General features: G+C 73.5%; 21 protein-coding genes and 1 pseudogene. 7 read left to right on the top strand and 15 right to left on the bottom strand.

The window, feature by feature from the left end:
- Positions 1–50 precede the first annotated feature (50 nt).
- On the top strand, positions 51–1961 hold the full coding sequence (locus VGN18_RS02695) for a SpoIIE family protein phosphatase (protein WP_327538091.1): 1911 nt from the start codon (positions 51–53) through the stop codon (positions 1959–1961).
- Positions 1962–1971: 10 nt separating this feature from the next.
- Here VGN18_RS02695 and VGN18_RS02690 read toward each other — a convergent pair whose 3' ends face one another.
- The 3 genes from VGN18_RS02690 to VGN18_RS02680 are packed head-to-tail and all read right to left on the bottom strand — an operon-like array spanning position 1972 to position 4069.
- The gene (locus VGN18_RS02690) at positions 1972–2847 is read right to left on the bottom strand and encodes a 5'-3' exonuclease (RefSeq protein WP_327538090.1); all 876 of its coding nucleotides are present in this window, start codon (positions 2845–2847) and stop codon (positions 1972–1974) included.
- Positions 2848–2881: 34 nt separating this feature from the next.
- On the bottom strand, positions 2882–3352 hold the full coding sequence (locus VGN18_RS02685) for a MarR family winged helix-turn-helix transcriptional regulator (protein WP_327538089.1): 471 nt from the start codon (positions 3350–3352) through the stop codon (positions 2882–2884).
- Between the two features lie 48 nt (positions 3353–3400).
- Positions 3401–4069 carry a response regulator transcription factor gene (locus VGN18_RS02680; protein WP_327538088.1) on the bottom strand — a complete coding sequence of 223 codons (669 nt, stop codon included), beginning with the start codon at positions 4067–4069 and terminating at the stop codon, positions 3401–3403.
- A 145-nt stretch (positions 4070–4214) separates the two neighbouring features.
- Here VGN18_RS02680 and VGN18_RS02675 point away from each other — a divergent pair, with 145 nt between their 5' ends.
- The gene (locus tag VGN18_RS02675) at positions 4215–4637 is read left to right on the top strand and encodes a response regulator transcription factor (protein ID WP_327538087.1); all 423 of its coding nucleotides are present in this window, start codon (positions 4215–4217) and stop codon (positions 4635–4637) included.
- Positions 4638–4643: 6 nt separating this feature from the next.
- Here VGN18_RS02675 and VGN18_RS02670 read toward each other — a convergent pair whose 3' ends face one another.
- Positions 4644–6257, bottom strand: a complete 1614-nt coding sequence (locus VGN18_RS02670) for a GAF domain-containing protein (protein ID WP_327538086.1) — start codon at positions 6255–6257, stop codon at positions 4644–4646.
- A gap of 189 nt (positions 6258–6446) precedes the next feature.
- Here VGN18_RS02670 and VGN18_RS02665 point away from each other — a divergent pair, with 189 nt between their 5' ends.
- Positions 6447–7160 carry an EAL domain-containing protein gene (locus VGN18_RS02665; protein ID WP_327538085.1) on the top strand — a complete coding sequence of 238 codons (714 nt, stop codon included), beginning with the start codon at positions 6447–6449 and terminating at the stop codon, positions 7158–7160.
- A gap of 3 nt (positions 7161–7163) precedes the next feature.
- Here VGN18_RS02665 and VGN18_RS02660 read toward each other — a convergent pair whose 3' ends face one another.
- Positions 7164–7619 carry a hypothetical protein gene (locus tag VGN18_RS02660; protein ID WP_327538084.1) on the bottom strand — a complete coding sequence of 152 codons (456 nt, stop codon included), beginning with the start codon at positions 7617–7619 and terminating at the stop codon, positions 7164–7166.
- A gap of 177 nt (positions 7620–7796) precedes the next feature.
- On the opposite strand from VGN18_RS02660, the gene VGN18_RS02655 reads away from it, so the two are divergent.
- Positions 7797–9227: a PAS domain-containing sensor histidine kinase gene (locus VGN18_RS02655; protein WP_327538083.1), complete on the top strand. Its 1431-nt coding sequence runs from the start codon at positions 7797–7799 to the stop codon at positions 9225–9227.
- 10 nt (positions 9228–9237) lie between these two features.
- Here the strand turns inward: VGN18_RS02655 and VGN18_RS02650 are convergent, their stop codons facing one another.
- From VGN18_RS02650 to VGN18_RS02610, 9 genes are all read right to left on the bottom strand, one after another.
- Positions 9238–9660: a response regulator transcription factor gene (locus VGN18_RS02650; protein ID WP_327538082.1), complete on the bottom strand. Its 423-nt coding sequence runs from the start codon at positions 9658–9660 to the stop codon at positions 9238–9240.
- A 114-nt stretch (positions 9661–9774) separates the two neighbouring features.
- Positions 9775–10281, bottom strand: a complete 507-nt coding sequence (locus tag VGN18_RS02645) for a hypothetical protein (protein ID WP_327538081.1) — start codon at positions 10279–10281, stop codon at positions 9775–9777.
- Complete coding sequence (locus VGN18_RS02640; protein ID WP_327538080.1) at positions 10278–11564, bottom strand: DUF58 domain-containing protein; 1287 nt, start codon at positions 11562–11564, stop codon at positions 10278–10280. Before VGN18_RS02640 ends, VGN18_RS02645 begins: the two co-directional genes overlap by 4 nt.
- Complete coding sequence (locus VGN18_RS02635) at positions 11561–12520, bottom strand: MoxR family ATPase (RefSeq protein WP_327538079.1); 960 nt, start codon at positions 12518–12520, stop codon at positions 11561–11563. The genes VGN18_RS02640 and VGN18_RS02635 overlap by 4 nt, the downstream gene beginning before the upstream one ends.
- Entirely contained in the window at positions 12520–13038 is a 519-nt protein-coding gene (locus tag VGN18_RS02630) for a hypothetical protein (RefSeq protein WP_327538078.1), read from the bottom strand. Before VGN18_RS02630 ends, VGN18_RS02635 begins: the two co-directional genes overlap by 1 nt.
- Positions 13031–13780 (bottom strand): DUF4129 domain-containing protein, encoded by a 750-nt coding sequence (locus VGN18_RS02625; RefSeq protein WP_327538077.1) that lies wholly within the window; start codon positions 13778–13780, stop codon positions 13031–13033. Before VGN18_RS02625 ends, VGN18_RS02630 begins: the two co-directional genes overlap by 8 nt.
- A 10-nt stretch (positions 13781–13790) precedes the next feature.
- Entirely contained in the window at positions 13791–15866 is a 2076-nt protein-coding gene (gene pta, locus VGN18_RS02620; RefSeq protein WP_327538076.1) for a phosphate acetyltransferase, read from the bottom strand.
- 74 nt (positions 15867–15940) lie between these two features.
- Complete coding sequence (locus VGN18_RS02615) at positions 15941–17410, bottom strand: hypothetical protein (RefSeq protein WP_327538075.1); 1470 nt, start codon at positions 17408–17410, stop codon at positions 15941–15943.
- A complete protein-coding gene (locus VGN18_RS02610) occupies positions 17407–17991 on the bottom strand; it encodes a TetR family transcriptional regulator (protein WP_327538074.1) in 585 nt (194 codons plus the stop codon). Before VGN18_RS02610 ends, VGN18_RS02615 begins: the two co-directional genes overlap by 4 nt.
- A gap of 85 nt (positions 17992–18076) precedes the next feature.
- Between VGN18_RS02610 and VGN18_RS02605 the strand changes: the two genes are divergently transcribed.
- Together VGN18_RS02605 and VGN18_RS02600 are read left to right on the top strand one after the other, a co-directional pair.
- Entirely contained in the window at positions 18077–18994 is a 918-nt protein-coding gene (locus VGN18_RS02605; protein WP_327538073.1) for an SDR family oxidoreductase, read from the top strand.
- A 45-nt stretch (positions 18995–19039) separates the two neighbouring features.
- Positions 19040–19615 carry a DinB family protein gene (locus tag VGN18_RS02600; protein WP_327538072.1) on the top strand — a complete coding sequence of 192 codons (576 nt, stop codon included), beginning with the start codon at positions 19040–19042 and terminating at the stop codon, positions 19613–19615.
- Between the two features lie 151 nt (positions 19616–19766).
- Here VGN18_RS02600 and VGN18_RS02595 read toward each other — a convergent pair whose 3' ends face one another.
- Positions 19767–21296, bottom strand: coding sequence for a DHA2 family efflux MFS transporter permease subunit (locus tag VGN18_RS02595; protein ID WP_327538071.1), 1530 nt, complete (start codon positions 21294–21296; stop codon positions 19767–19769).
- 167 nt (positions 21297–21463) lie between these two features.
- Here VGN18_RS02595 and VGN18_RS02590 point away from each other — a divergent pair.
- Positions 21464–22601, top strand: a pseudogene (locus VGN18_RS02590) (hypothetical protein); the annotation flags it as partial.

Below are 22601 nucleotides of genomic sequence, written 5' to 3'. Positions count from 1 at the left end.
CGGTGATCACCCGGCGCAGCGTGGTGCTGTGCACGGCCTAAGCTCGAACCGTGTCCGACCGCAGTCTCGAGGAACGGCTCGGCGACCTGCTCGCCGTGACCGACGTCCGGCTCACCCGGCTGGACGTCGACGACATGCTGCTCGAGGTGCTCGAGCGGCTGCGCACGATCCTGGACGCCGACACCGCGGCCGTCCTGCTGCGCCAGCACGACGACGACGACTACCTCGTCGCCCGGGCCGCGCGCGGGCTCGAGGACGAGGTGCGGCAGGGCGTGCGCGTCCCGATCGGCACCGGGTTCGCCGGCACCATCGCCGCGCGGCGCGCCCCGGTCGTCCTCGACCGTGTCGACGCCACGACCGTGGCGAATCCGGTCCTGTGGCGCACGGGCATCCGGCGCATGGCCGGGGTGCCGCTGCTCGTCGGCTCGCAGTTGCTCGGCGTGCTGCACGTCGGGCGGCTCCAGGACCGCCCGTTCGCCGAGTACGACGTCGAACTGCTGCAGCTCGCCGGCGAGCGCGTCGCGGTGGCCGTGCAGACGCGGCGGCTGGCGGTCGAGGCGGCGGCCGGTTCGCTGCTCGAACGCGAGCTGATGCCGACCCGGCTGCCGACGTTGCCGGGCCTGCGGTTCGCCTCGCGCTACGCCCCGGCCGAGGACCGCTCGATCGGCGGTGACTGGTACGACGCGTTCGTGCTGCCGTCCGGCCAGCTGTGGGTGCTGATCGGCGATGTCGCCGGACACGGCCTCGGCTCGGCGGTGATGGTCAGCCGGGTCAAGACCGCGATCCGGTCGTACGCACTGCTCGGCGGCCCGGTGCACGACGTGCTCGAACGGACCAACCAGAAGCTGCTGCACTTCGAGAGCCAGACGATGGTCACCGTGCTGGCCGCGACGTCCGAGCCGCCGTTCGAGCACTTCGTGATGAGCTCGGCCGGGCACCTGCCGCCGGTGCTGGCCACGCCGGCCGGCACCGAACTGGTCGAGATCGTGCCGGGTCCGCCGCTCGGAGTGGTGATCGAGGCGCGGTACACCTCGACCACCACGACCCTCCCCGCGCACAGCACGCTGCTGCTCTACACCGACGGTCTCGTCGAGCGCCGCGGCGAGGCGGTCGACGTCGGGCTCGGTCGCCTGCGGTCGGCCACCGAGAACCTTCCGCCCGAGGACGTGTGCCGCGACGTGATGCTGCAACTCGTCGGCAGCACGCCGACGCTCGACGACGTCGCCCTGCTCGCGATCGGTCGCACCGAGGCGCCCGACCGGCCCGCGACCGCGTGCGTCGAGCTGCGCCTCGCTCCCGCGCCGGACTCCGTGGCCCGCGCGCGCGACTTCGCACTCGAAGCCGGCCGGGGGATGCCGCCGGCGACGCGGGGCGTGCTCAAGCTGCTCGTCTCCGAGCTCGCCACGAACTGCGTCATCCACGCCGCCAGCGAGTTCACGCTCCGTCTTGTCCGCGAGACCGACCGGGTGCGGGTCGAGTGCAGCGACACGGCGGCCGGGACGGTCCGGCGCCGCGACGCCGAGCTGAACGACTCGCACGGCCGCGGCGTGTCGTTCGTGCAGCAGCTCGCCGACGACTGGGGCGTCGATGCCCACACCGCCGATCCCGGCAAGACCGTATGGTTCGTCCTCCGCCTGGACCGGCCGGATGCGACCGGGGCCGGGGCGCCGGGCGACACCGGCACGCTCGTGCTCGACCTGTCCGGCGAGCTGGACATCGCCCGCACGCACGAGATCGTCGCCCGCGGCGCCGCCCTGCTCGAGGACGCCGGCCCCGGGCACCGGCTGGTCGTCGACCTGTCCCGCGTCGGGTTCATCGACTCGTCCGGCCTGAGCGCGCTGCTCCGCCTGCGTCGCACGGCCGTGGCCCGCGACGTCGCGATGTCGCTGCGCGGCGTGCCCCCCGTGGTGGCGGCGGTGCTGCGGCTGTCCGGCCTCGATCAGGTGCTGCTGCCCGACTGACCGGGCGCGATCACGACCGGGCGGCGGCGAGTGCGGCCGCGTCCTGCGCCAGCCGCGGCCAGCCGAACCGCTCGCACCACGCCGGGAAGGCGGCGGTCGGCCCGCTCCAGTGCCAGTCGTCGACGGTGCCGACCTCGGCGTCGGTGCGCACGGTCGCGATCACCTTGAACAGGTCGGCGTTCTCGCGCTGCGCGACGAGGGTCGCGGCCAGCTTGGCCGCGCCCCGGACGGTCACGTCCCAGTCGGCGGCGTCGGCCGGGATGTCCTCGAGATGCCCGTACCGGGCGAGCAGGGTCGCAGCGGTCTTGGCGCCGAACCCGGGCAGGCCGGGGAAGCCGTCGGCGGTGTCGCCGACCAGGGCCAGCCAGTCGGGGATCGAGCCGGCCGGGACGCCGAACTTCTCGATCACGCCGTCGACGTCGATCAGCTTGTCCTGGCGTCGGTCGAGCTGAACGACCTTGCCGCCGACGCACTGGCCCAGGTCCTTGTCCGGCGTGCAGATGACCACCTGCTCGACCCGCGGGTCGGCCGCCGCCACCGCGGCGGCGCTGGCCAGACCGTCGTCGGCCTCGACGTCGACCATCGGCCACACCGCGACGCCGAGGGCGCGCAGCGCGTCCTCGAGCCAACCGAACTGGCCGAGCAGGAGCGGATCCATGCCGGCGCTCGACTTGTACGTCGGCCAGAGATTGTTGCGGAAGGACTCGATGACGTGATCGGTCGCGACGCCCAGGTGGGTCGCGCCGTCCTGCAGCATGGTGAAGACGGACTGCACGACGCCCCGGGTCGCGCCGATCTCCCGACCGTCGCCGTCGAGGTGCCCCGGCCGCGGTGCGTAGTACTGCCGGAAGATCTCGTAGGTGCCGTCGATCAGGTGCACGATCACCGGCCGAGCCTGTCACAGACGCGGCGCGAATGCCTCAGCCGCGCGGCGCGCGCCGGTACGGCTCGGATTCGAGCAGGCGGCTCTGGGCGTCGAGGGCCGCGGCCGCGTCCTCGAAGGTCTTGGTCATGTCGATCAACGCGTCGCGGGAGTGCTCCCCGAACGCGCGGACGCTGAGGTCCCGCAGCCAGGACAGCGCCCGCTCCCCCTCCTCCGACACCACGAGGATCGTCTTGCGGCGGTCCCTCGGGTGCGAGCGGCGCTCGATCATTCCGGCGGTCTCAAGCCGGTCGATCGCCGCGGTGATGGTCGAGGCGTTGCGGCCGAGGGCCACGGCGAGTTCGGTCGGGGTCACCGGGTCGGGGTAGCCCACCAGGCTGAGGATGATGACCTCACCGAGGGCCAGGCCGAGGTGGTCGGCCATCTGGGTGCGCAGTCGTTCGGACGACACGACGACGCGGCGCATCGACTCGAGCATGATCTGCAGTTCCGGGCGTACCTCAGCCACGACCACCCTCCCCGGCGGCGACAGAAGATGAACTGTGCCACACGGACCTCAGCCGTTGATCAACCCCTCCCGGATGGCGATCGAGAGGACCTCGAGCTTGGAGTGCGCGCCGAGCTTCGCCGACAGGTTGGCCACGTGATTGCGCACCGTGTGCACGCTGACGAACATCTGCTGGGCGATCTCGGCGTTGGACAGGCCGTTGGCCAGGTGGGTGAGCACCTCGCGCTCGCGCTCGGTCAGGGTCCACGCCGGGTCGGTCGCCCGGCGGCGCAAGCGGGGCAGCAGGCGGGCCAGCATCGCCGGGCTCACCGACGCCTCGCCCGCCGCCGCCGACCGCACCGACGACAGGACCTCCCCCAGGCTGCGCGACTTGTCGACGAACCCGGCGGCGCCTGCCTCGATGGCCGAGATCAACACGTGATCGGCGGTCGAGGCGGTGAGCATGACGACCTGCGGTGCCGGGTCCAGCGCGAGCAGCGGCGCGATCAGGGCGATGCCGTCGCCGTCGGGCAGGCGATGGTCGAGAAGGACGACATCGGGCTGGATCGCCGCCGCCTTGGCGACGGCCTCGGCCGCCGTCGCGGCGATGCCGACGACCGTCAGGTCCGGCTCTGCCTCGAGCACCATCGCGAGGCTGGCGGAGAAGACCTCGTGGTCGTCCACGATCATCACGCGGATCGACATCGGGTCGGCGGGCGGCGGCGCGGCATCGCTCATAGGGATCCATCATGCTCGATCACGGTCGGGCGAGACGCAGACGCCGCCGGGTAGTGCCACCGCACTAACAACCGTTGGCGTGTGCGACGCATGGTCTCGCCGCCCCGACCGGCCGATCATTTCCGGTGACCGGGAGGGGAATGCCGTGCCGCTACGCGTCCTGATCGCGGACGACGACGACGAGGTGCGCTCCGCTCTGGTCCTGATGATCGGGTCCGACGAGCAGTTCGAGGTCGTGGCCGACGTCGCGTCCGCCCCGGCCGCGGTCGAGGCGGTCCGCTGCGGACCGATCGACATCGCCGTGCTCGATCTCAACATGCCGGGTCGAGGCGTGGAGGCCGCGCGCGAGATCGCCGCCATCTCGCCCCGCACCACGCTGATCGTCGTGTCCGCCCGGATCGACTCGACCACGGCGAGCACGCTCGTCCGGGCCGGGGTGCGGGGCATCTTCGTGAAGGGCCAGCTCGACGCCGACCTGCCCGAGACGATCGCCGCCTGCCACGCCGGCGAGGTCCGGCTGGCCGTGCCGGTGGCGGCCGACGCGCTGCGCGCGGTCAGACCCCGCTGATCCGGCTCAGCCACCGGCGGCGGGCGTGCAGTCCCCGGTCACCGGGATCCGGCAGCGCACGATCGTGCCGCCGCCGGGTCGGGCCTCGATAGCCAACCGGCCGCCGGTCATGCCGGCCCGGTCGCGCATCGTCGCCAGCCCGCGGTGCCCGGGCGCCGAGACGAACGTCCCCGGGTCGGACGCGTTGCCGTCGTCGGCCACCGTGATCTCCACTGCGTCGCCCACCCGCAGCACGCCGATCGTGACGGCGGCGGCGTGGGCGTGGGCCCGCGCGTTCGACATCGCCTCCTTCGCGATCCTCAGCGCCTGGGCCCGCGCGGGTTGCGGCAGGTCCGGATCGCCGACGCTGTCGACCGTCCACGAGGTCGCGCCGCCCTCGAAGATGTGCGCCGCCATGCTGCGCAGCGCGTCGACCAGATCGAGGTCGTCCGGGGCCGGTTCGAGGTCGAACAGCAGCTCGCGCAGCCGTTCGCTGGCGCCCGTGACCACCCGCTTCACCGCCACCACGTCGTCGACCAGCTGCGGTGCCGCCTCGGCGATGCGGCGCTGCAGCAGGCCGAGCCGCAGGTCGACGGCGGCCAGGCTCTGCACGGAATCGTCGTGCACGTCGCCGGCGATCTTGGCCCGCTCGGCGTCCTGGCTGTCGACCACGCGCTTGAGCAGCGCGTTGCGTTCGCGGGTCGCGGTCTCGAGTTCCGCGACGGCGCGGAAGCCGTCGAGGGCGTAGGAGACGTCGCGGCCGGTGCCGTCGAACAACGCGCGCAGCTCGTCGTCGAAGAGGTCCGGGATCGCCGAGTACAGCGTGAGCACGGCGCTCGGCCGGCCGTCGACACACAACGGCACCGTGGCCGCCGCGTTGATGCCGTAACGCTCGGCCGCCGCGTGCCAGGGTGCGGTCCGCGGGTCCTGCTGGAAGTCGTTGCAGTAGCAGGAGCGGTTCTCGCGCAATGCCACCGCGGTCGGCCCCTGCCCGAGCGGGGACGCCGGGTCGAGGCGGATGTCGAGCGCGGCGATGTACTCGGGCACCGCCCCGGCGCAGGCGTCGACGACGACCCGACCCTCGGCGTCGGCGCGGCCGATCCAGGCGCCGAGCAGGCCGCCGGACTCCACGATGATCCGGCACAGCTCGCTGAACAGCTCGTCGGCGTCGGCCGAGTGCACGATGGCGTGGTTGGTCTCGGCGATGGTCCGGTGGATGCGGGTGAGCGCGGCCACGCGGGCAGCCGCGGCCTGCCGGGCCGAGATGTCGATGACCGCCGCCACGACCCACCGCTGCGCGCCGATCTCGACCGGCGTGAGGCTGATGTCGAGCGGCACGATGCTGCCGTCGGACCGCCGGCCCGTGGCGTTCAGGACCCCCATCGGGCGCGGCCGCGGATCGTGCAGGTACTCCGCGCGCAGCACCCGGTGCCGGGGCACGACGGATTCCTCGAGCAGGATGTCGAGCGACTGCCCGACCAGGTCGTCGGGCCGGTAGCCGAAGATCCTCGCCAACCGGGCATTGACGTAGCGGATGTCGCCCAGCGTGTTCACCGCGAGGACGCCGTTCGGGGAGGCGTCCAGCAGGGATCGGACCGCACCGGTGAGCAGGGCGTCGTCCCCGCCCTCGGGCGGACTCATCGCTCCCTCTCCCACCGGCCTGACCCTACCGTCGCACCTGCCGGTGGTCCGGGCGTCCGATGCGCCGTAGTGCCGATGCCCCAGCGGTGATTGGGCCACGGGGGGCTTCATCCGGCGGGCCGGCCCCGGCAGGCTGGGAACCGTTCGGCGGTCGGGCACCCGGGGCAGAGAAGCAGGTGGAGAGCAGTCATGCGCAAGGCCCGCCCGCGTCGTCGGCGCCGCGAGCTGCTGCACCTGCTCGGCCGGGACGTCGCGATCGAAGTCGCCTTCCACCCGATCGTCGACGCCCGCACCGGCGCGGTGCTCGGCCACGCGGCCGTCACCCGCTTCCCCGGACCGATCGGGCACGGACCGGCCGAGTGGTTCGCCGACGCCCGCACGGCCGATCTCGCAGCCGAGCTCGAACTGCGCGCGGTGGCAGCCGCGCTGCGCCGCTTCCGGGCCGGCGACGACGGCTACGTCGCCCTCGACGTCTCGCCCGAGACCATGGCGCGCGGTGAGCTGCTGCCGCTGCTGCTCGCCGGCCCGGTGCCGGCCAGCAGGGTCGTCGTCGAGCTGACCGAGCACAGCCCGGTCGAGGACTACGAGGCGGTGCGGCGAGCCCGGGAGGCGTTCCGTGCGCACGGGATCCGCCTCGCCGTCGACGACGCCGGATCGGGCTACGCGTCGTTCCGCCGCATCGTCGCGACCGACCCGGACATCATCAAGATCGACCGGTCGCTCGTCGTCGGGGTGCACGCCGACGCGGCCAAGACCGAACTGGTGCGTTCGATCGTCACCCTGGCCCGGGCGCGCGGGGCCGACACGGTCGCCGAGGGCGTGCAGGACCTGACCGACGCGACCCGCGGGGCCGAACTGGGCGTGGACGCCCTGCAGGGCACCCTCGTCGGCGGCCCGCGGTGACGATCACGCGGTCGGGAGCGACAGCCCTTCGCGCTCGTCGTCCCACGCCGCGGCGCTGATCCGCCAGCCGGCGGCCGTCCGGACGAACTGCAGGGTCTTCATGCCGCGACCGGTCACCGCCGCGCCGTCCTGCACCCACGACTTCGCGTAGCGGCACAGGTGCTGGGCGATGTCGCCGAAGACGTCGGTACGGCCGTCCAGCTCCCATTCCCGGAAGTCCGACAGGGTGCCGCTCGACAGCAGCGCGGCCCGCGGCTCGATGAACCCGTCGATGTCGTAGACGACCGGTTCCATCCCGCAGGTGCGCACGATCACCGCGCCCGGAACGAACAGCTCGCGCAGGGCATCGAGCCGCTCCGGGGCGTCGGGCGCCGAGGTGAACGCCGCGAAGAACGTCGTCACCAACGCGGCGATCGCGGCGCGGTCGGACATCGGGCGCAACGGCGGCGTGTCGATCACGCGATCACGGTAGTGGCCCCGCCGACCGACGGGTCGGCGGGGCCGTCGCGTCAGTCCCCTTCGGTGCCGGCCGGCGTGGCCAGCACTGGCGGCAGGTGCCCGGCCGGCACCGCATTGTGCGCGGGATCGGCGCCGCTCCGGGTAGCGTCGGGGTTCCGACTGCCGGCGGAGGAACCCATGACAGCTCGACCGGGGATCGTCGACCTCGAGGCGGCCTTCGACCGGGTGAGTGACGGCGTCTTCGTGCTCGACCCGCACTGGCGTTTCCTGTTCATCAACACCGCCGCCGCGGAGCGCATCGGCAGGACGCCGGCCGAGGTCGTCGGCCGCAACGTCTGGGACGAGTTCCCGGCCCAGATCGGCTCGACGTTCCACGAGCGCGGGCAGCGGGCCTTCGAGACCCAGGAGGTCGTCGAGTTCGTCGAGTACTTCGAGGAGACCGGCCTGTGGTTCAGCGTCCGGATCTTCCCGTCGCCCGAGGGCCTGACGATCTACTTCCAGGACGTAACCGAGCTGCGCGCCCTCGCCGGACGCAACGAGGCGGCCCAGGAGCGGCTGCGCGAGTCCCACGCGATGCGGGTGCGCTTCGAGGCCCTCGTCGAGGCGTCCTCGGACTTCATCGCCATCGCCGACCTGTCCGGTCAGGTGCTCTACGTCAACCCCGCCGGCCGCGAGATCGTCGGCCTCGAGCCGGAGGTCGACGTCCGCGACACGGTGATCGCCGACTACCTCACCGAGGAGGGCATCCGGGCGTCGCAGGAGGTCGAAGTACCGGCGGTGGTCGCCCACGGCCGATGGACCGGCGAGACCTCGCTGCTCGACCGCCGCACCGGTGGGTCGATCCCGGTGTCGGTGTCGAGTTTCCTGATGCTCGACCCCGAGACCCACGAACCCTTCGCGCTCGCCACCGTGCAACGCGACATCTCCCGCCAGCTCGCGGTCGACGCCGAGCTGCGCCGCGTGGCCGGGCAGCGCCAGGAACTGCTCGACCGGTTGGTCACCGCGCAGGAGGCCGAGCGGGCCCGCATCGCCGCCGACGTGCACGACGAGTCGGTGCAGGCCTGCGCCGCGGTGGCCCTGCGGCTCACCCGCCTCGAGGGCCGGCTCGCGAAGGACGCCCCGCACCTGCTGCCGTTGCTCACCGACGCCAACGAGGCCGTCGAGACCGCGACCTCGCAGCTCCGAGAACTCCTCTTCGATCTCGAGACGGCCGACTCCGACTACAGCCTGATCGAGGCCGTCCACGAGGCCGCCGAGCACATCCTCGGCGACACCACGACGAGCGTGTCGGTGCTCGGGGATCGCGAGGCCGAGCTGAAGCCGTCCGAGCGGGGCCAGGCCCTGCGCGTGGTGAAGGAGGCGCTGCGCAACGTCCGGGCCCATGCGCACGCCGGCATCGCTCAGGTGGTCGTGCGCATCGTCGACGGCGGCGTCGAGTTCGTCGTCGCCGACGACGGGGTCGGCATCGACCCCGAGACGGTGACCTCGCCGCCCGGCCACCACGGCCTGGCCGGCATGCGGGACCGCTGCGAGATCGCCGGCGGCTGGTTCCGCTTCGAGCGGAGCGAGCCGTCCGGCACCCAGGTGCGGTTCTTCATCCCGGCCTGAGGCCGGGGGGTCAGCGCTGCCGCTGGGCGAACAGCCGCAGGCCCTCGGCCGCGGTCGGGACGGCGAGGATGACCTCGCCGCTGTGGCAGCGGGCCACCAGGCCGGCCCAGCCGAGACCGAGCCGTTCCTTGGTGAACATGCCGCGCACGCCGGCGGCGAGCAGCGCGGCGACGACGGCGCTGGTGAGGGCGGAGGACACCGCGATCATCGTGATGTTGCGCCCCCGGGCCCGGATCGCCTCGGCGGCCTCGACACCGCCGCCGGCCATGCGCACGTCGAGCAGGACGATGTCGGGCGCCAGCCGATCGACGAGCTCGAGCACCTCGATGCCGTCGACGGCCTGACCGACCACCTCGAAGCGATCGTCGTCGTCGAGCAACGCGCACAACGCGGCCCGCACGCCGTCGTCGTCGTCGGCGGCCACGACCCTCATCGCCATCTGCTCCCCCGCCGCGAATGATTGCCCGGTCAAGCGTCCCGTTAACGACGGCGGGGGGCGCGGCCCATCGGGCGGACTCCACCTAGTGCCGATGCACCACCCGGTCGATCATCGCAACGCGCGGCCGAGCGGCACCGCGACGAGCGCCAGGGCGGCCAGCAGGCCGAGCAGTTCGATCACCGGTGAGCCGCGACGGCTGCCGATCGCGTAGTCGGCCGCGATGAGCGCCGCGGCCGCACCCAGGACGAGCGCCGAGCGCCGCACGAACCGGATGCCCACGGCCCGGTCGAGCCGCGCCCCGAGCGGGACCACGGCGGCCAGGGCCGCGCCGGCGTGGAGGAGGTAGAGCGCCGCGGCGGCGATCGCGACCCGGACGAGCGACGGGTCGGCGTGCCAGTCGTCGGCCACGATCCAGGTGATGACGAACGCGAGCGTCACCGGGCCGGCGCCGGTCCGGTCGGGACGCACCAGCACCCCGACGAGTCCGGCCGCGGCCAGCACCAGGGTGAGCACGTTGGGCCGCACCGGCGTGAGCATCAGCGCGACGCCGGCCACGAGCAGGACGCCGCGGATGAGCACCGGCCCGGGCAGCGCCGCGGGCAGCGCGCGCTTCACGCCCGCACCCGAGGCGCCCGACGCGCCCGGCTCAGGTTGCGCAGTACGTCGTCCAGGCTGCGCGGGCCGCGCCATGCGACGACCGGGATGCCGCGCTCGGTGAGGCGGGCGATGTCGCCCTCACGCTGCAACTGCTGCAGGCGTCGGGCGAGATCGGTCCAGGTGGCCGACCGGGCGTCGTCGATGTGCTCGGGCAGCGTGTCGACGATCAACACCGTGTGCCCGGCCCGGGCGATCGCGACGGCGCGGTCGCGGGTGGCCGCGCCGATCAGCGGGCTGAGCAGCACGACCATCGAGGGCATCGGGATCGCCCGCGCCAGCCGCCCGTGGGCGGCGTCGAGCATCGGTTGCGGCGTGACGTGCACGAGCACGTCGAGGATCCGGTTGAGGTGGGCCTTGCCCGCCGACGGGCGGATCGGGCGCAGCGGCCGGGCGTGGTCGACCAGCCCGACCCGATCGCCCGCCCGCAGGTAGTGCTCGGCGATCGAGGCCGCGGCCCGCACGGCGGTGTCGAGGCTGCCGCGCGCGCCGTCGTCCGACGTCGCCGCCCGGACGTCCATCGAGGTGTCGATGACCAGCATGACCGCGGTGTCGCGGTCGGACACGGTGGCCGTGACGTGCAGCTGCTGCGAGCGCAGCGACACCGGCCAGTTGATCCGCTTGAGCCGGTCACCCGGGGCGAACGGCCGCACGCCGGCGAGATCACCCCCCTCCCCCGGGCGGCGCGAGCGATGCGTCCCGATCACGCCGGTCGCCACGGGCACGGCGTCGACCGCGGTGAACTGCTCGCGCAGCGGCAGCACGCGCACCCGCACCGGCGCCGTCACGATCTCCCGCCGCAGGAAGCCCTGCCAGGCCGATAGCGTGAGCGTGACCGGGCCGGCCTCGCTGCGCCCCCACCGCCGGGCCCGCAGCCGATGCCGCACCGCCACCTCGCGCCCGGCTCCGCATCGCACCGGCGGCGCCCCGGCCTGCAGGTGCGGGCCGGTGCGGACGCTGGAGGTCACGACGTCGAGCGGCGCGTCGCTGTCGAGGGTCACGGTCAGGGCGCCGGCCTGGTCCTCGAGCAGCGTGGTCGGGTCGACGTCGAGGTGAGCGTCGACCCGACCGGCCGGACGGAACGCGGCGTTGACGACGACCGCCGCGAGCAGCGGGGCGGCGAGGGCGAACAGGTCGCGGCGGTGCAGCGCGATCGCGAGGAAGAGCAGGCCCGCCGCGCTGGCGATCGTCGTGGTGAGGGCGAGCGTCGGCCGCCAGCCCGCTGCGGGCTCCGCCGGTCTCATCGTTGCGGAACCGGCCCGGGGGTGGCGACCGAGTCGCGCAGGGCCGAGATGACCGAGTCGGCCGACACCTGCGACATCCACATCTCGGGCCGCAGCACGACCCGGTGCGCGAGCGCCGCGACCGCGATGGTCTTCACGTCCTCGGGCACCACGTAGTCGCGGCCGCGGATCACGGCCAGAGCCCGGGCCACGAGCATCAGGGCCAGTGCCCCGCGCGGCGAGGCGCCGACCAGCAGCTGCGGGTGCGACCGGGTGGCCCGGGTGAGCTCGACGCAGTACTGCACGACCGTCGGGTCGACGACGACGTGCTCGACGGTGCGCTGCGCCCGGGCCAGACCGGCGGAGTCGGTGACCTGGTCCACCGGTGCGGCTTCGGCGTGTCGGTCAAGCCGGTTGACCAATACGCGCGCCTCCTGCTCGGCACTCGGGTAACCGAACGCCACCCGCAGCAGGAAGCGGTCGAGCTGGGCCTCGGGCAGGCTGTAGGTGCCTTCGTACTCGATCGGGTTGGACGTCGCGATCACGTGGAACGGCACGGGCAGCGGGAAGGTCGTGCCCTCGACGGTGACCTGCCCCTCCTGCATCGCCTCGAGCAGGGCGGCCTGGGTCTTGGGCGGCGTCCGGTTGATCTCGTCGGCGAGCAGCATCCCGGCGAACAGGGGCCCGGAGCGGAACTCGAACTCGGCGTTGCGCTGGTCGTACACGAACGAGCCGGTGATGTCGGCCGGCAGCAGGTCGGGGGTGAACTGCACCCGGCGGAACGGCAGCCCCAGCGCCTGCGCGAACGATCGCGCCGCGAGGGTCTTGGCGAGTCCGGGGTTGTCCTCGACGAGGACGTGGCCGCCGGCCAGCACGGCGGCGAGCACGAGTTCGAGGGCCTCGTACTTGCCGACCACGACCCGCTCGACCTGGGCGAGCACGGCGCGACCCAGCTCGGACGCCGCGCCGACCGACATCAGATCGCCTCGATCCGACCGATCCACTCCGTCAGCTGGGGCCGCGTCGGCCCGGTCGGCAGGGGGGCGGAAGAGATCGTCATTCGCCATAGGTCTTCTCCCAGGAGTTGGCGGGCGGGTTCGGATCGGAGGTCGAGATTGCGGCGTGAGCGCAGCCGCTGCGCGGCGAGGTCGGCGAGCAGCGGGGTGAGCACCCGGGCGAAGCGCTCGGGGTCGGACATCGCGGCATCGATGCGGCGCTCCAGTATGTCGAGCTCGGCGGTGTAGCGCGTCGAGCCCGGATCGGCGCCGTCGTCGGAGTCCCGGCGCGACGCGACGACCTGCACCGGCTGCCGCTCGAAGGCGAGCACGGCGACGAGCGTGAGCAGTGCCGCGCAGGTCACCAGCGCGATGACCAGCCACGGTCGCACGGACCGGTCGAACAGGGCGAGCACCAGCCAGGTGAGGCCGCCGCCGGCCACGCCCAGCACGGCGAAGAGCTGGAGCCGGGAGCGCACCGAGGCCGGCCCGTCAGGCATGGGCACCGGCCCGCAGTTCGGCCCGCGCGGTCTCGAGCGCGGCCCGCGCGGTCTCGAGCGCGGCCCGCGCGGCGGCGCGGTCGGCCTCGGTCATCGAGTGCTCGGAGAAGCGGGCCTCGCGGTAGAGCGCGGCGAGCCGCTCGAGCGGCTCGGCGCGCACGAGCCCCGCGCCGGTCACCCGCGCGACGAAGTCCTCGGCGGTGTCCGACCGCCGCCCCGGCACGCCGGCCGCGCGGGCCGCCTCGGCCAGGCGCAGCCAGCAGGCGATGATCGCGTCGTCCGGCTCGCCGCCGTCGAGCTCGGTCAGCCCGGCGTCGAGCACGCGGGCGATCTCGTCCGGGTCGTCCCGCTCGGCCGGCGGCGGGCCCGAGCCGGCGGGCCGCCCGCGGCGAGGCCGGCCGAGCCGCACGCCGCGAACACGGGCGAGGGTGTTCAGCAGCGCGATCAGCATCCCGACGAGCGACACCAGCACGACGAAACCGACCACGACCACGACGAGGATGTCGAGCCAGGTGAAACCGGCGACCTTGGGCAGCCCCTTGCTCGTCGGCGAGGCACTCGACGGCACGGCGCCCGACCGGGCCGTCGTCGTCGGGACCACGTGCCCCGGGGTCGGGGCCGCCGTCGGCAGCGGCGTGTAGGGCCGCGGCGAGACGTGCACCGCCACGAGCGCGAGCACCGTCGCCGCCAACAGCAGGGACGCTCCCAGCGCGACCCGTGACCGATATGACGACAGTGACACCTTTGCGAGACTAAACCGCCGCACCGACGCCGGCGGCCTGGATCGCCGTGATCGCGATCGTGTAGACGATGTCGTCGACCAGGGCCCCTCGGGACAGATCGTTCACCGGCTTGGCGAGGCCCTGCAGCATCGGCCCGATACTGACGATGTTGGCGCTGCGCTGCACCGCCTTGTACGTCGTGTTGCCGGTGTTGAGGTCGGGGAAGACGAACACGGTGGCGCGGCCGGCGACCGCGCTGCCGGGCGCCTTGTCGCGGGCCACCGAGGCGATCGCGGCGGCGTCGTACTGGAGCGGGCCGTCGACCAGCAGGCCCGGTTCGCGCTCGCGCACCAGCCGGGTGGCCTCGCGGACCTTGTCCACGTCGGCGCCCGCGCCGGAGCTACCGGTGCTGAAGCTGATCATCGCCACGCGCGGTTCGATGCCGAAGCGCCGGGCCGAGGCCGCGCTCTGCACGGCGATGTCGGCGAGCTGCTGCGCGTCCGGATCGGGATTGACCGCGCAGTCGCCGTACACCACGACCTCGTCCGGCAGGCACATGAAGAAGATCGACGAGACGAGCTGCGCGCCCGGTGCCGGACCGATGAGTTGCAGGGCGGGACGCAGCGTGGCCGCCGTGGTGTGCACCGCGCCGGCGACCATCCCGTCGACCCGGCCCAGACGCAGCATCATCGCGCCGAGCGTGATCGCGTCGGCGAGTTCGTCACGCGCCCGGTCGGGGGTCATGCCCTTGTGCCGGCGGGCGGCCACGAGCTCGTCGACGTAGTCCTCGGCGATGACGGCCGGGTCGAGCGCCTCGAGCCCGTCCGGCAGCGTGATCCCGAGCCCCTCGGCCCGGGCGGCGAGCTGGACCGGATCGGCCAGCAGCACGCAGCGGGCCAACCCCAGTTCGTGACACGAGACGGCGGCCCGGATCGTGCGCGGCTCCAGCCCCTCGGGCAGGACGATGCGGCGGTCGGCGAGCGCCGCGCGCTGGGTGAGCAGCCGCCGGAAGGCCGGCGGGCTCAACCGGCTGGCGTGCGCCGGCACGGCCACCGCGGTCAGCCATTCGGGGTCGAAGCGGCCGGCGACGGACGTCATCAGCCGTTGCGCGCGCTCGGCGTCCTCGGGCGGGACGGACGGGTCGACGTCGTGCACGATCGTCGCCGCCTCGTAGGTGCTGCTGGCGGTCAGCAGCACCGGCAGGCCGGTCGCGGCCGCGGGCCGGCACAGCTCCCACACGCGCGGGTCGGGCTGGACGTCGAGGGTGAGCACGAGCCCGGCCAGTTGGATGCCGTTCATGGCGGCCAGGCAGGCGCTGAGGATGACCTCGTGCCGGTCGCCCGGCACGATGAGCAGCCGCCCCTCGCGCAGCAGTGGCAGCAGTCCGGGCACGGCCTGCGCCGCCACGAGCACCTCCTTGACCCGGCGGTCCGGGTCACCGGCGTTCACCTCGGTGGTGTCGAGACCGGCGATGATGTCGCGGACCCGCGGCCAGGTGAGTTCGGCCTGGAAGGGCACGGCGGCGGCGAGCGCGATCCGGTGCCGGGCGAGAGCGGCGCCGACCTCCCCGGCCGCGTCCTCGGGCAGCCGGTTGGCCACGGCCCCGATAACCCGCGCCCGGCCGGCCGAGGCGTAGGCCTGGGCGGCGATCGCCACGTTCTCGGCCAGCCGCTCGAAATCGTGGCCGGCGGCCGCTCCCACGAGCACGACGTCGGCGTCGAGCGCCTTGGCGACCGCGGCGTTGACCCGGCTCGCGTAGACGAGCCCGGGCGCCGGTTTGAGTCCCTCGACGACGAGCACGTCGTGCCGCTCGATCAGCGGCTGGGCCGCCGCGACGACGAGTTCGAGCAGCGCGTCGAGGGCGTCTCGGCTGAGCAGCTGCTCGACGCGATCCGCCGCGATGGGGTCGGGCGAGTCCAAGCCGCAGGCGAGGCGGGCGAGCGCGCTCGTCGTGTCCGCCCGGCCGACCGCCTCGGCCGGCTGGGCCAGCGGTTTGAGGAAGCCGACGTCGACCCCGCGCTGCTGCAGGGCGTGCACCAGCCCGAGGCAGGACGCCGTCAGGCCCACGCCCCGCCCGGTCGGCGCGAGCAGCAGCGTGCGGTTCATCGTGGGCCGCGCAGCGGGCCGGCCGGTGGTCGCACGAGAGCACCTTAGTGCGTCTCCGGCGCGTCGCGAGGTCGTCAGGTGCGGGCGGCGCCGTAGCCCAGGACGGCGGCGATGCCGAGCGCGCTGCGCGGTTGGTACGGCCCGCGCCACAGGCCACCGTGGACGGCGTCGTGCGCCTCGTCCTGCCAGGGGTGCTCGTGGGCCGGGCCACCGCCGGTGTGCAGGTCGGCGACGAGCAACGCGGCCATCAGGGTGTTCGCCGTCGCCGGTTCGAAGACCTCGATCGAGAAGCGGTGTGCCTGGGCGTAAGCCGCGGCCAGCGCGCGGTTCTTGACGACCGAGCGGGTGCGCGTGGGCGGGGCGACGTTCATCGAGACGGTCGCGCCGGCGTCGCGCGCCACGGTCGCGCGCCAGCGGTGCAGGCGCTTGGCCAGCGCGTAGTTCGGCCCCTGCTGCGCGACGAGCGCGTCGTGCACGCCCGGGTACGCGCCGGTCACGTACTGGCGGCGCAGCAACCGTCCGCCGGACACCGCGCGCAGCGGCCGCCCGACCACCTTGCCGAGGCGGGAGCGGTGCTCGTACGCGGCGTGCGACTGCTCGACCGCCTCGCCCGGCACGGCGAAGACGTCGGTGGGCGTGGCCAGGAACGCGAGCGCGAGGTCGTCGATCACGCCCCCGAGGTGGTCGGCGAGCGCGTCGACGGCCGCCGCGAGTCGCAGGTTGGTGACCCCGTCGGCGTAGACGTAGTTGCCCAGCACCACCCGGCCGTCGAGACCGCGGATCCACTCGGCGGCGGTGGCGAGATCGCTCAGCAGGTCGAGCCCGGCCGCGTCGGCCGGGTCGCCGTCGTGGTCCGGCGGGACCGGTAGCAGCAGCGTGCCGGCGCGGTCGCGCCCGGCTGTCACCACCCGGCGCCACAGCGCCGGGCCGGGCAGGTCGATCGCCGCCACCCGAGCGCCCCAGCGCAGCAGGGCCGGCAGCGGTCCCATCTCGGCGCCGGCGCCGAGCACGACGACGGTGTGGCCGTCGAGCCGCAGCCACTCGGGGTGGGCCATCACGGTGCGCACGGTGTCGGCGGTCGACGGCTCGACGACGCCGGCGGTCACCCACTCGTCGAGGCGGCGGCCCAGCGCGTCACCGCTGAGGCGCTCGCCGCCGAGCGGCAGGCTGAACTCGCGCTCGGCCTCGCCGCCACCCGGGATCGTCGCCGTGGCGAGCGGGTCGCGGGCCGCGTCGAAGGCGACCGAGTCGAGCGGGATCTCCTCCCCGTCCTCCGCACCGAACCGCATCCGGTCGCGGACGGCGGCCAGGCCGTCGGTCGCGATCTGCACCGCGGCCGTCCGCGACACGAGCCCGGCCTCGAGCAGCCGGCGGAAGTGCACCGGGTAGCCGGTGCGCCAGTTGCCTTCACGCTCGGCGCCGAGCGCGCCCGCCGCGTCGACCGCTCGCAGGCCATCGGCCACCACGGCACGGCCGAACGCCGAACTGCTGCGCCGTCCCGCGTCATCCTCCGGGAGCAGCACACCTGTGTCCACGTCGCTCATCGGCTCCTCCGTCTCGCTGTCGGCGCGGTCACCGCCGCGAGCTGGTCGAACGTCTCGCGGATCACGCGCTCGAGCCCCTCGTCCTCGGCCGCGGTGATCCATCGCTCGAACGCGATCTTGAAAGCGGCGACGCCGGTCTCGGCTGCCAGACCGGCGACCGGATCGTCGATCCCCCGACGGCGCAGGGCGTCGGCGAGCGAGGTGGCCATCGCGGCCAGCTTGATCAGCTCTCGCTCCTGCAGGTCGACGTTGGCCGAGATCGCCCGCTGGCGTTGCTGGGAGAACTCCCGACGCTGCCCGATGCGGGCGCCGGCGGCGGCCAGCGCGTCGGCGACCATCCGGATCGGGGAGCCCGATGCGGGCGCGGCGGCCACGGTGTCGACGAGCACCGCCTCCAGCTCGCCCGAGCCACCGAAGAGCACCTCGCGCTTGTCGGTGAAGTAGCGGAAGAAGGTGCGCTCGGTGAGACCGGCCCGGGCCGCGATCTCGGCCACCGTGGTGCGGTCGAACCCGCGCTCGACGTAGAGCTCGAGCGCGGCCTGCGCGAGACGGCCCTGCGCGTTCGGTTCCCAGCGACCCACAGCCCCGATCCTAGTGATGACAGTGGCTGACACCGAGTGCTACATTTGATGTCAGTAACTGACATCAAGCTTCCGGAGGTTCTCCATGCGTGTCTTCGTCACCGGAGCGAGCGGCTGGATCGGTTCGGGTGTCGTGCCCGAACTCCTCGCCGCGGGTCACCGGGTGCTCGGCCTGGCCCGCTCGGACAATTCAGCCGCCGCCCTCGAACGGGCCGGCGCCGATGTGCACCGCGGCTCGATCGACGACCCGCACAGCCTGCACGCCGGCGCCCTCGCGACCGACGGCGTCATCCACCTGGCCTACAACCACGACTTCAGCGACATGGCCGGCGCCGCCCGCACCGACCGGCGGGCCATCGACACGTTCGGGACGGCGCTCGCGGGCAGCGAGCGGCCGCTGCTGATCGCGTCCGGGACGCTGGGCCTGGCCGTCGGCCGTCCCGGCACCGAGGACGATCGCCCGACCGACGGCGTGCACCCGCGCGTCGCTAACGCCGCCGCCGCCGTCGCCCTCGCCGAGCGCGGCGTGCGGACCGTCGTCGTCCGCTTCGCACCCACCGTGCACGGCCCCGGCGACCACGGCTTCCTGGCCCGCATCGTCGACATCGCGCGGACCACGGGCGTGTCCGGCTACATCGGCGACGGCGCCAACCGCTGGCCGGCCGTGCACCGCGACGACGCGGCGGCCCTCGTCCGCCTGGGACTCGAGCAGGCGCCGGCCGGGTCGGTGCTGCATGCCGTTGCCGACGAGGGCGTGCCGATCCGCGGCGTCGCCGAGGTCATCGGGCGCCACCTCGACCTGCCGGTCGTGTCGATCGCCCCCGAGGACGCGCCGGGACACTTCGACTGGCTCGCCGCCTTCCTCGGCGCCGACGTCCCGGCGTCGAACACGATCACCCGGCGGCTCACCGGCTGGACACCCACGCGCGCCGGCCTGCTCGCCGATCTCGACGCGGGGCACTACTTCCGCGCCGGCCGCGAAAGCGGAAGGCTCCGTTCCTGATCGACCGGTTGACTGGCGTCACCGACGATCACCGATGGAGGCGTCATGTTCACACCGGGCACGTACACCGAGGGCGAGGTCCTGCTCGGCTACCTCGACCAGCAACTGGCCGCACTGCGCGCGTCGGCGTTCGGACTCACCGAGGAGCAGGCCCGCGCCACCCCGTGCCGCAGCGCGCTGTCGATCGGCGGCCTGATCAAGCACGCCACCTACGTGCTGCGGGGCCGCGAGCGGCGCCGGGCCGACCCCGGCGCCATGCCCGACGAAGCCGGGTTCGCGCTGTTCATGGGCAGCTTCGCCCTGGCCGACGGCGAGACCCTCGCCGGCGCGCTCGACGCCTTCGACGCCGCCCGGGCGGCCTACCTGGCCAACGTGCGAGCCACCGATCCCGGGGCGCCGCTGCTCGAACCGCCGGCGCCGTGGGACGGCGTCTTCACCCCGACCGAGTCGGTCGAGCGGTTCGCCCTCGTCCACCACGTCGAGGAGCTGGCCCGCCACGCCGGGCACGCCGACATCATCCGCGAGCAGCTCGACGGCGCCGATGCCGCGTCGCTGCTGATGGCGCTCGAGGGCCGGCCGGGCAACGACTTCGTGCAGCCCTGGCGTCCTGCTGCCACCTGAGCGTGGCCGGTCGCGTCATCGGCACGATCCGTCACGCGGCCGGTCGCTCACTGATCGCCACGTGCGTGGCCGGGCAGCGGGTGAACGTCCGGGCCGCTGACCCGCAGGGCGGCCACGCACCGACGCCGCTACCCCCGCTCCGATTCGCGGGTCAGTGCATGGCGGCCGGCAGGACGACGTCGGCCTCGGCGTGCTCGGGGTCGTCGGCCTTGCGCCGCGGCAACAGCAGAGCCGGGACGATCGTCAGGATGATCAGCACGAGGGCGACGGTGAAGGTGGTCGCGAAGCCGTGCGCAGCGTCGCTGAAACCCTGGGCCAGCTGGCCCGGCGTCAGCTTGGCCGCGATGGACGGGTCGTTGCGCGAGGCCACGGCCGCGCCGGCGAACGGCGAGTCGCGCACCTGGTTGGTGAGGATCACCGACATCAGCGCGGCACCGATCGAGCTGGCGATCTGCTGCATGATGTTCATGAGCGTCGACCCGCGCGCGATGGTCGGCCCGCTGAGCGTCTGCAGCGAGGCGGTGAACAGCGGCATCATCGTGGCGCCCATGCCGAGGCCCATCACGAACAGCACGGCGAGGATCAGCAGATACGCGGTGTGCGGGCCCACCTGGGTCAGCACCGCCATACCCGCCGTGATCAGCACGAGGCCCGGCACCACGATCTTGCTGATCGCGATCCGGTCGGCCAGCAGGCCGGCCAGCGGCATCGTGATCATCGCGCCGATGCCCTGCGGGGCGACGAGCAGGCCGGCGTGCAGAGTCGACTGGCCCCGGACCTGCAGGAAGTAGCTCGGGATCAGCAGGCCGGCGCCGAAGAACGCGACCGCGAACAGGAACATGGCGATCGTCGAGACCGTCAGCTGCCGGTTCTTGAACAGCCGCAGGTCGATCAACGGGTGCTCGGGCCGGAACGCGTGGCGCACGAAGAGCACCACCAGCACCAGACCGATCGCTCCGGGGACGAGCACCCGCCCGGCCGCGACCGTGCCCTCGCCCGGGATGGACGAGACGCCGAAGAGGAACAGCGCGAGCCCGGGCGAGAGCAGCAGCATGCCCAGGAAGTCGAACGACTCCGACGGCTTCGGGGTGTCCTTCGGCAGTACCAGGTAGGCGTAGACCAGCGCGGCCGCGCCGATGGGCACGTTGATCAGGAAGATCCAGTGCCAGCTCGCCGCCTCGATGAGCCAGCCACCGAGGATCGGACCGCCGATGGGGCCGAGCAGCATCGGGACGCCGAGCACGGCCATCACCCGGCCGATGCGCTCGGGGCCGGCCGCGCGGGTCATGATCGCCATGCCGACCGGCATGAGCATGCCGCCGCCGAGGCCCTGCAGCACCCGGAACGTGATCAGCGAGCCGATGTTCCAGGCCGTGCTGCACAGCGCCGAGCCGAGCACGAAGAGCACGAGCGCGGTCATGTACATGCGCCGGGTGCCGTACCGGTCGGCCGCCCAGCCGCTGAGCGGGATCACCGTGGCCAGGGCCAGCGTGTAGCCCGTCATCGTCCACGCGACGTTCGCGTAGCTGGTGTGGAACACGGTCTGGAACGTCGGCAGCGCGACGCTGACGACGGTGATGTCGAGAATGGACATGATCGCCCCGAGCACGACCACGCCGGCCACCTTCAGGACGGCGCCGTCGAGTTTCGTGTCGGCCGAGGCAGCAGTCGCGTCACTCATGACGGCACCGTAGCCCCCGGATACGACACCTTTTGTCGCGTGCGCAATCGGCCTGATGTTCAAGTTGCCCGCAATCGGGTCGATTGACGGGGTGACGAACGTATTGCCGGTCCTGGGGCGAGCGCGTCGGCCGCAGGCGGCCTCGCGTCGCGTGTGCGGAGGTTGCTGTGATTGACACTGGCGTCGACGGAGTCGGGCACCGGGTGCAGGTCGCCCCGCACCGTCCGGTGATCCGCCCGCTCGCCGAGCCGGGCGCAACGCACCTGCCGGTCGAGGCGGTGCTCGAGGATCTCGCGGTCTGCGCGCTCCTCACCGACTCCGACGGGCAGATCCGCTACCTCAACGCCGCGGCCCGGGCCGGCCTCGAATCGCTCGGGCTGATCGGCGCGACCGGGACGCTCGTCGGCCGCTCGGTGGACAACCTCTTCCCGCCCGACGGCACCCCGTCGCCGCGGGAACTGCCGGTCGGCCCCGCCACCCTGCGGCTCACCGAACGCACCGTCCACGACGAGGCGGGCACCCCTTCGGGGCGGGTCGTCTCCTGGGAGGACGTGACGGCACGCATCGCCGAGGACCGCAGCCGCGCCGCCCTGGTCGTCGACGCCGCGGCCACCGACCGCGTCCGCGCGGCCCTGCGCGGCATCGACACGGTCGAGGCCGCGACCGCCGCCGCGCTCGACACCGTGCGCGACGCCTTCGGCTGGGCCTACGCCGCCCACTGGGCCGCCGACGACGACGCCACCCTCCACCTGCGCCTCGAATCGCGCAGCGACGGCGCGCGCCTGCGCCACCACCTCCACCCTCCGGCGATCGCGCCCGGCACGCACGGCCTGTCGGCGCAGGCCCAGCAGTCGCGCGATCTGCAGGCCTGGGGCGAGCGGGGCGAGTTCGTCCCCGGCACCACGGGCCACCTGCCCGCCGACCTGCTCGCCACGGCCGGTATCGCCTTCCCCCTGCTGCGCAACGGCGAGGTCGTCGCCACCATGGAGTTCTTCGCGACCGAGCCGGTCGTGCTGACGGCGCAGCGCCTCGACTCCCTGCGTAACGTCGCGCGGCTGGTCTCCGGTGTTCTCGAGCGCATCCACAACACGAGCGCGCTGGCCGCGATCGTCGACTCGGTCGCGGCCGCGACCGAACTGCTCACCGGGCTGAGCGACGAGATGAGCCGGGGGGCGACGCAGACGTCGGACCGTTCGGCGAGTGCGTCGGTGGCGTCGGAGGAGGTGTCGGCGAGCATCCAGACGGTCGCGACGGCGGCCGAGGAGATGACGGCCAGCATCCGGGAGATCGCGAAGAACGCCGCTG

Origin of the sequence: Jatrophihabitans sp. (genome assembly GCF_036000465.1) — a bacterium.
Lineage (GTDB): Bacteria > Actinomycetota > Actinomycetes > Mycobacteriales > Jatrophihabitantaceae > Jatrophihabitans.
This window is presented reverse-complemented; position numbering and strand designations above follow the sequence as displayed.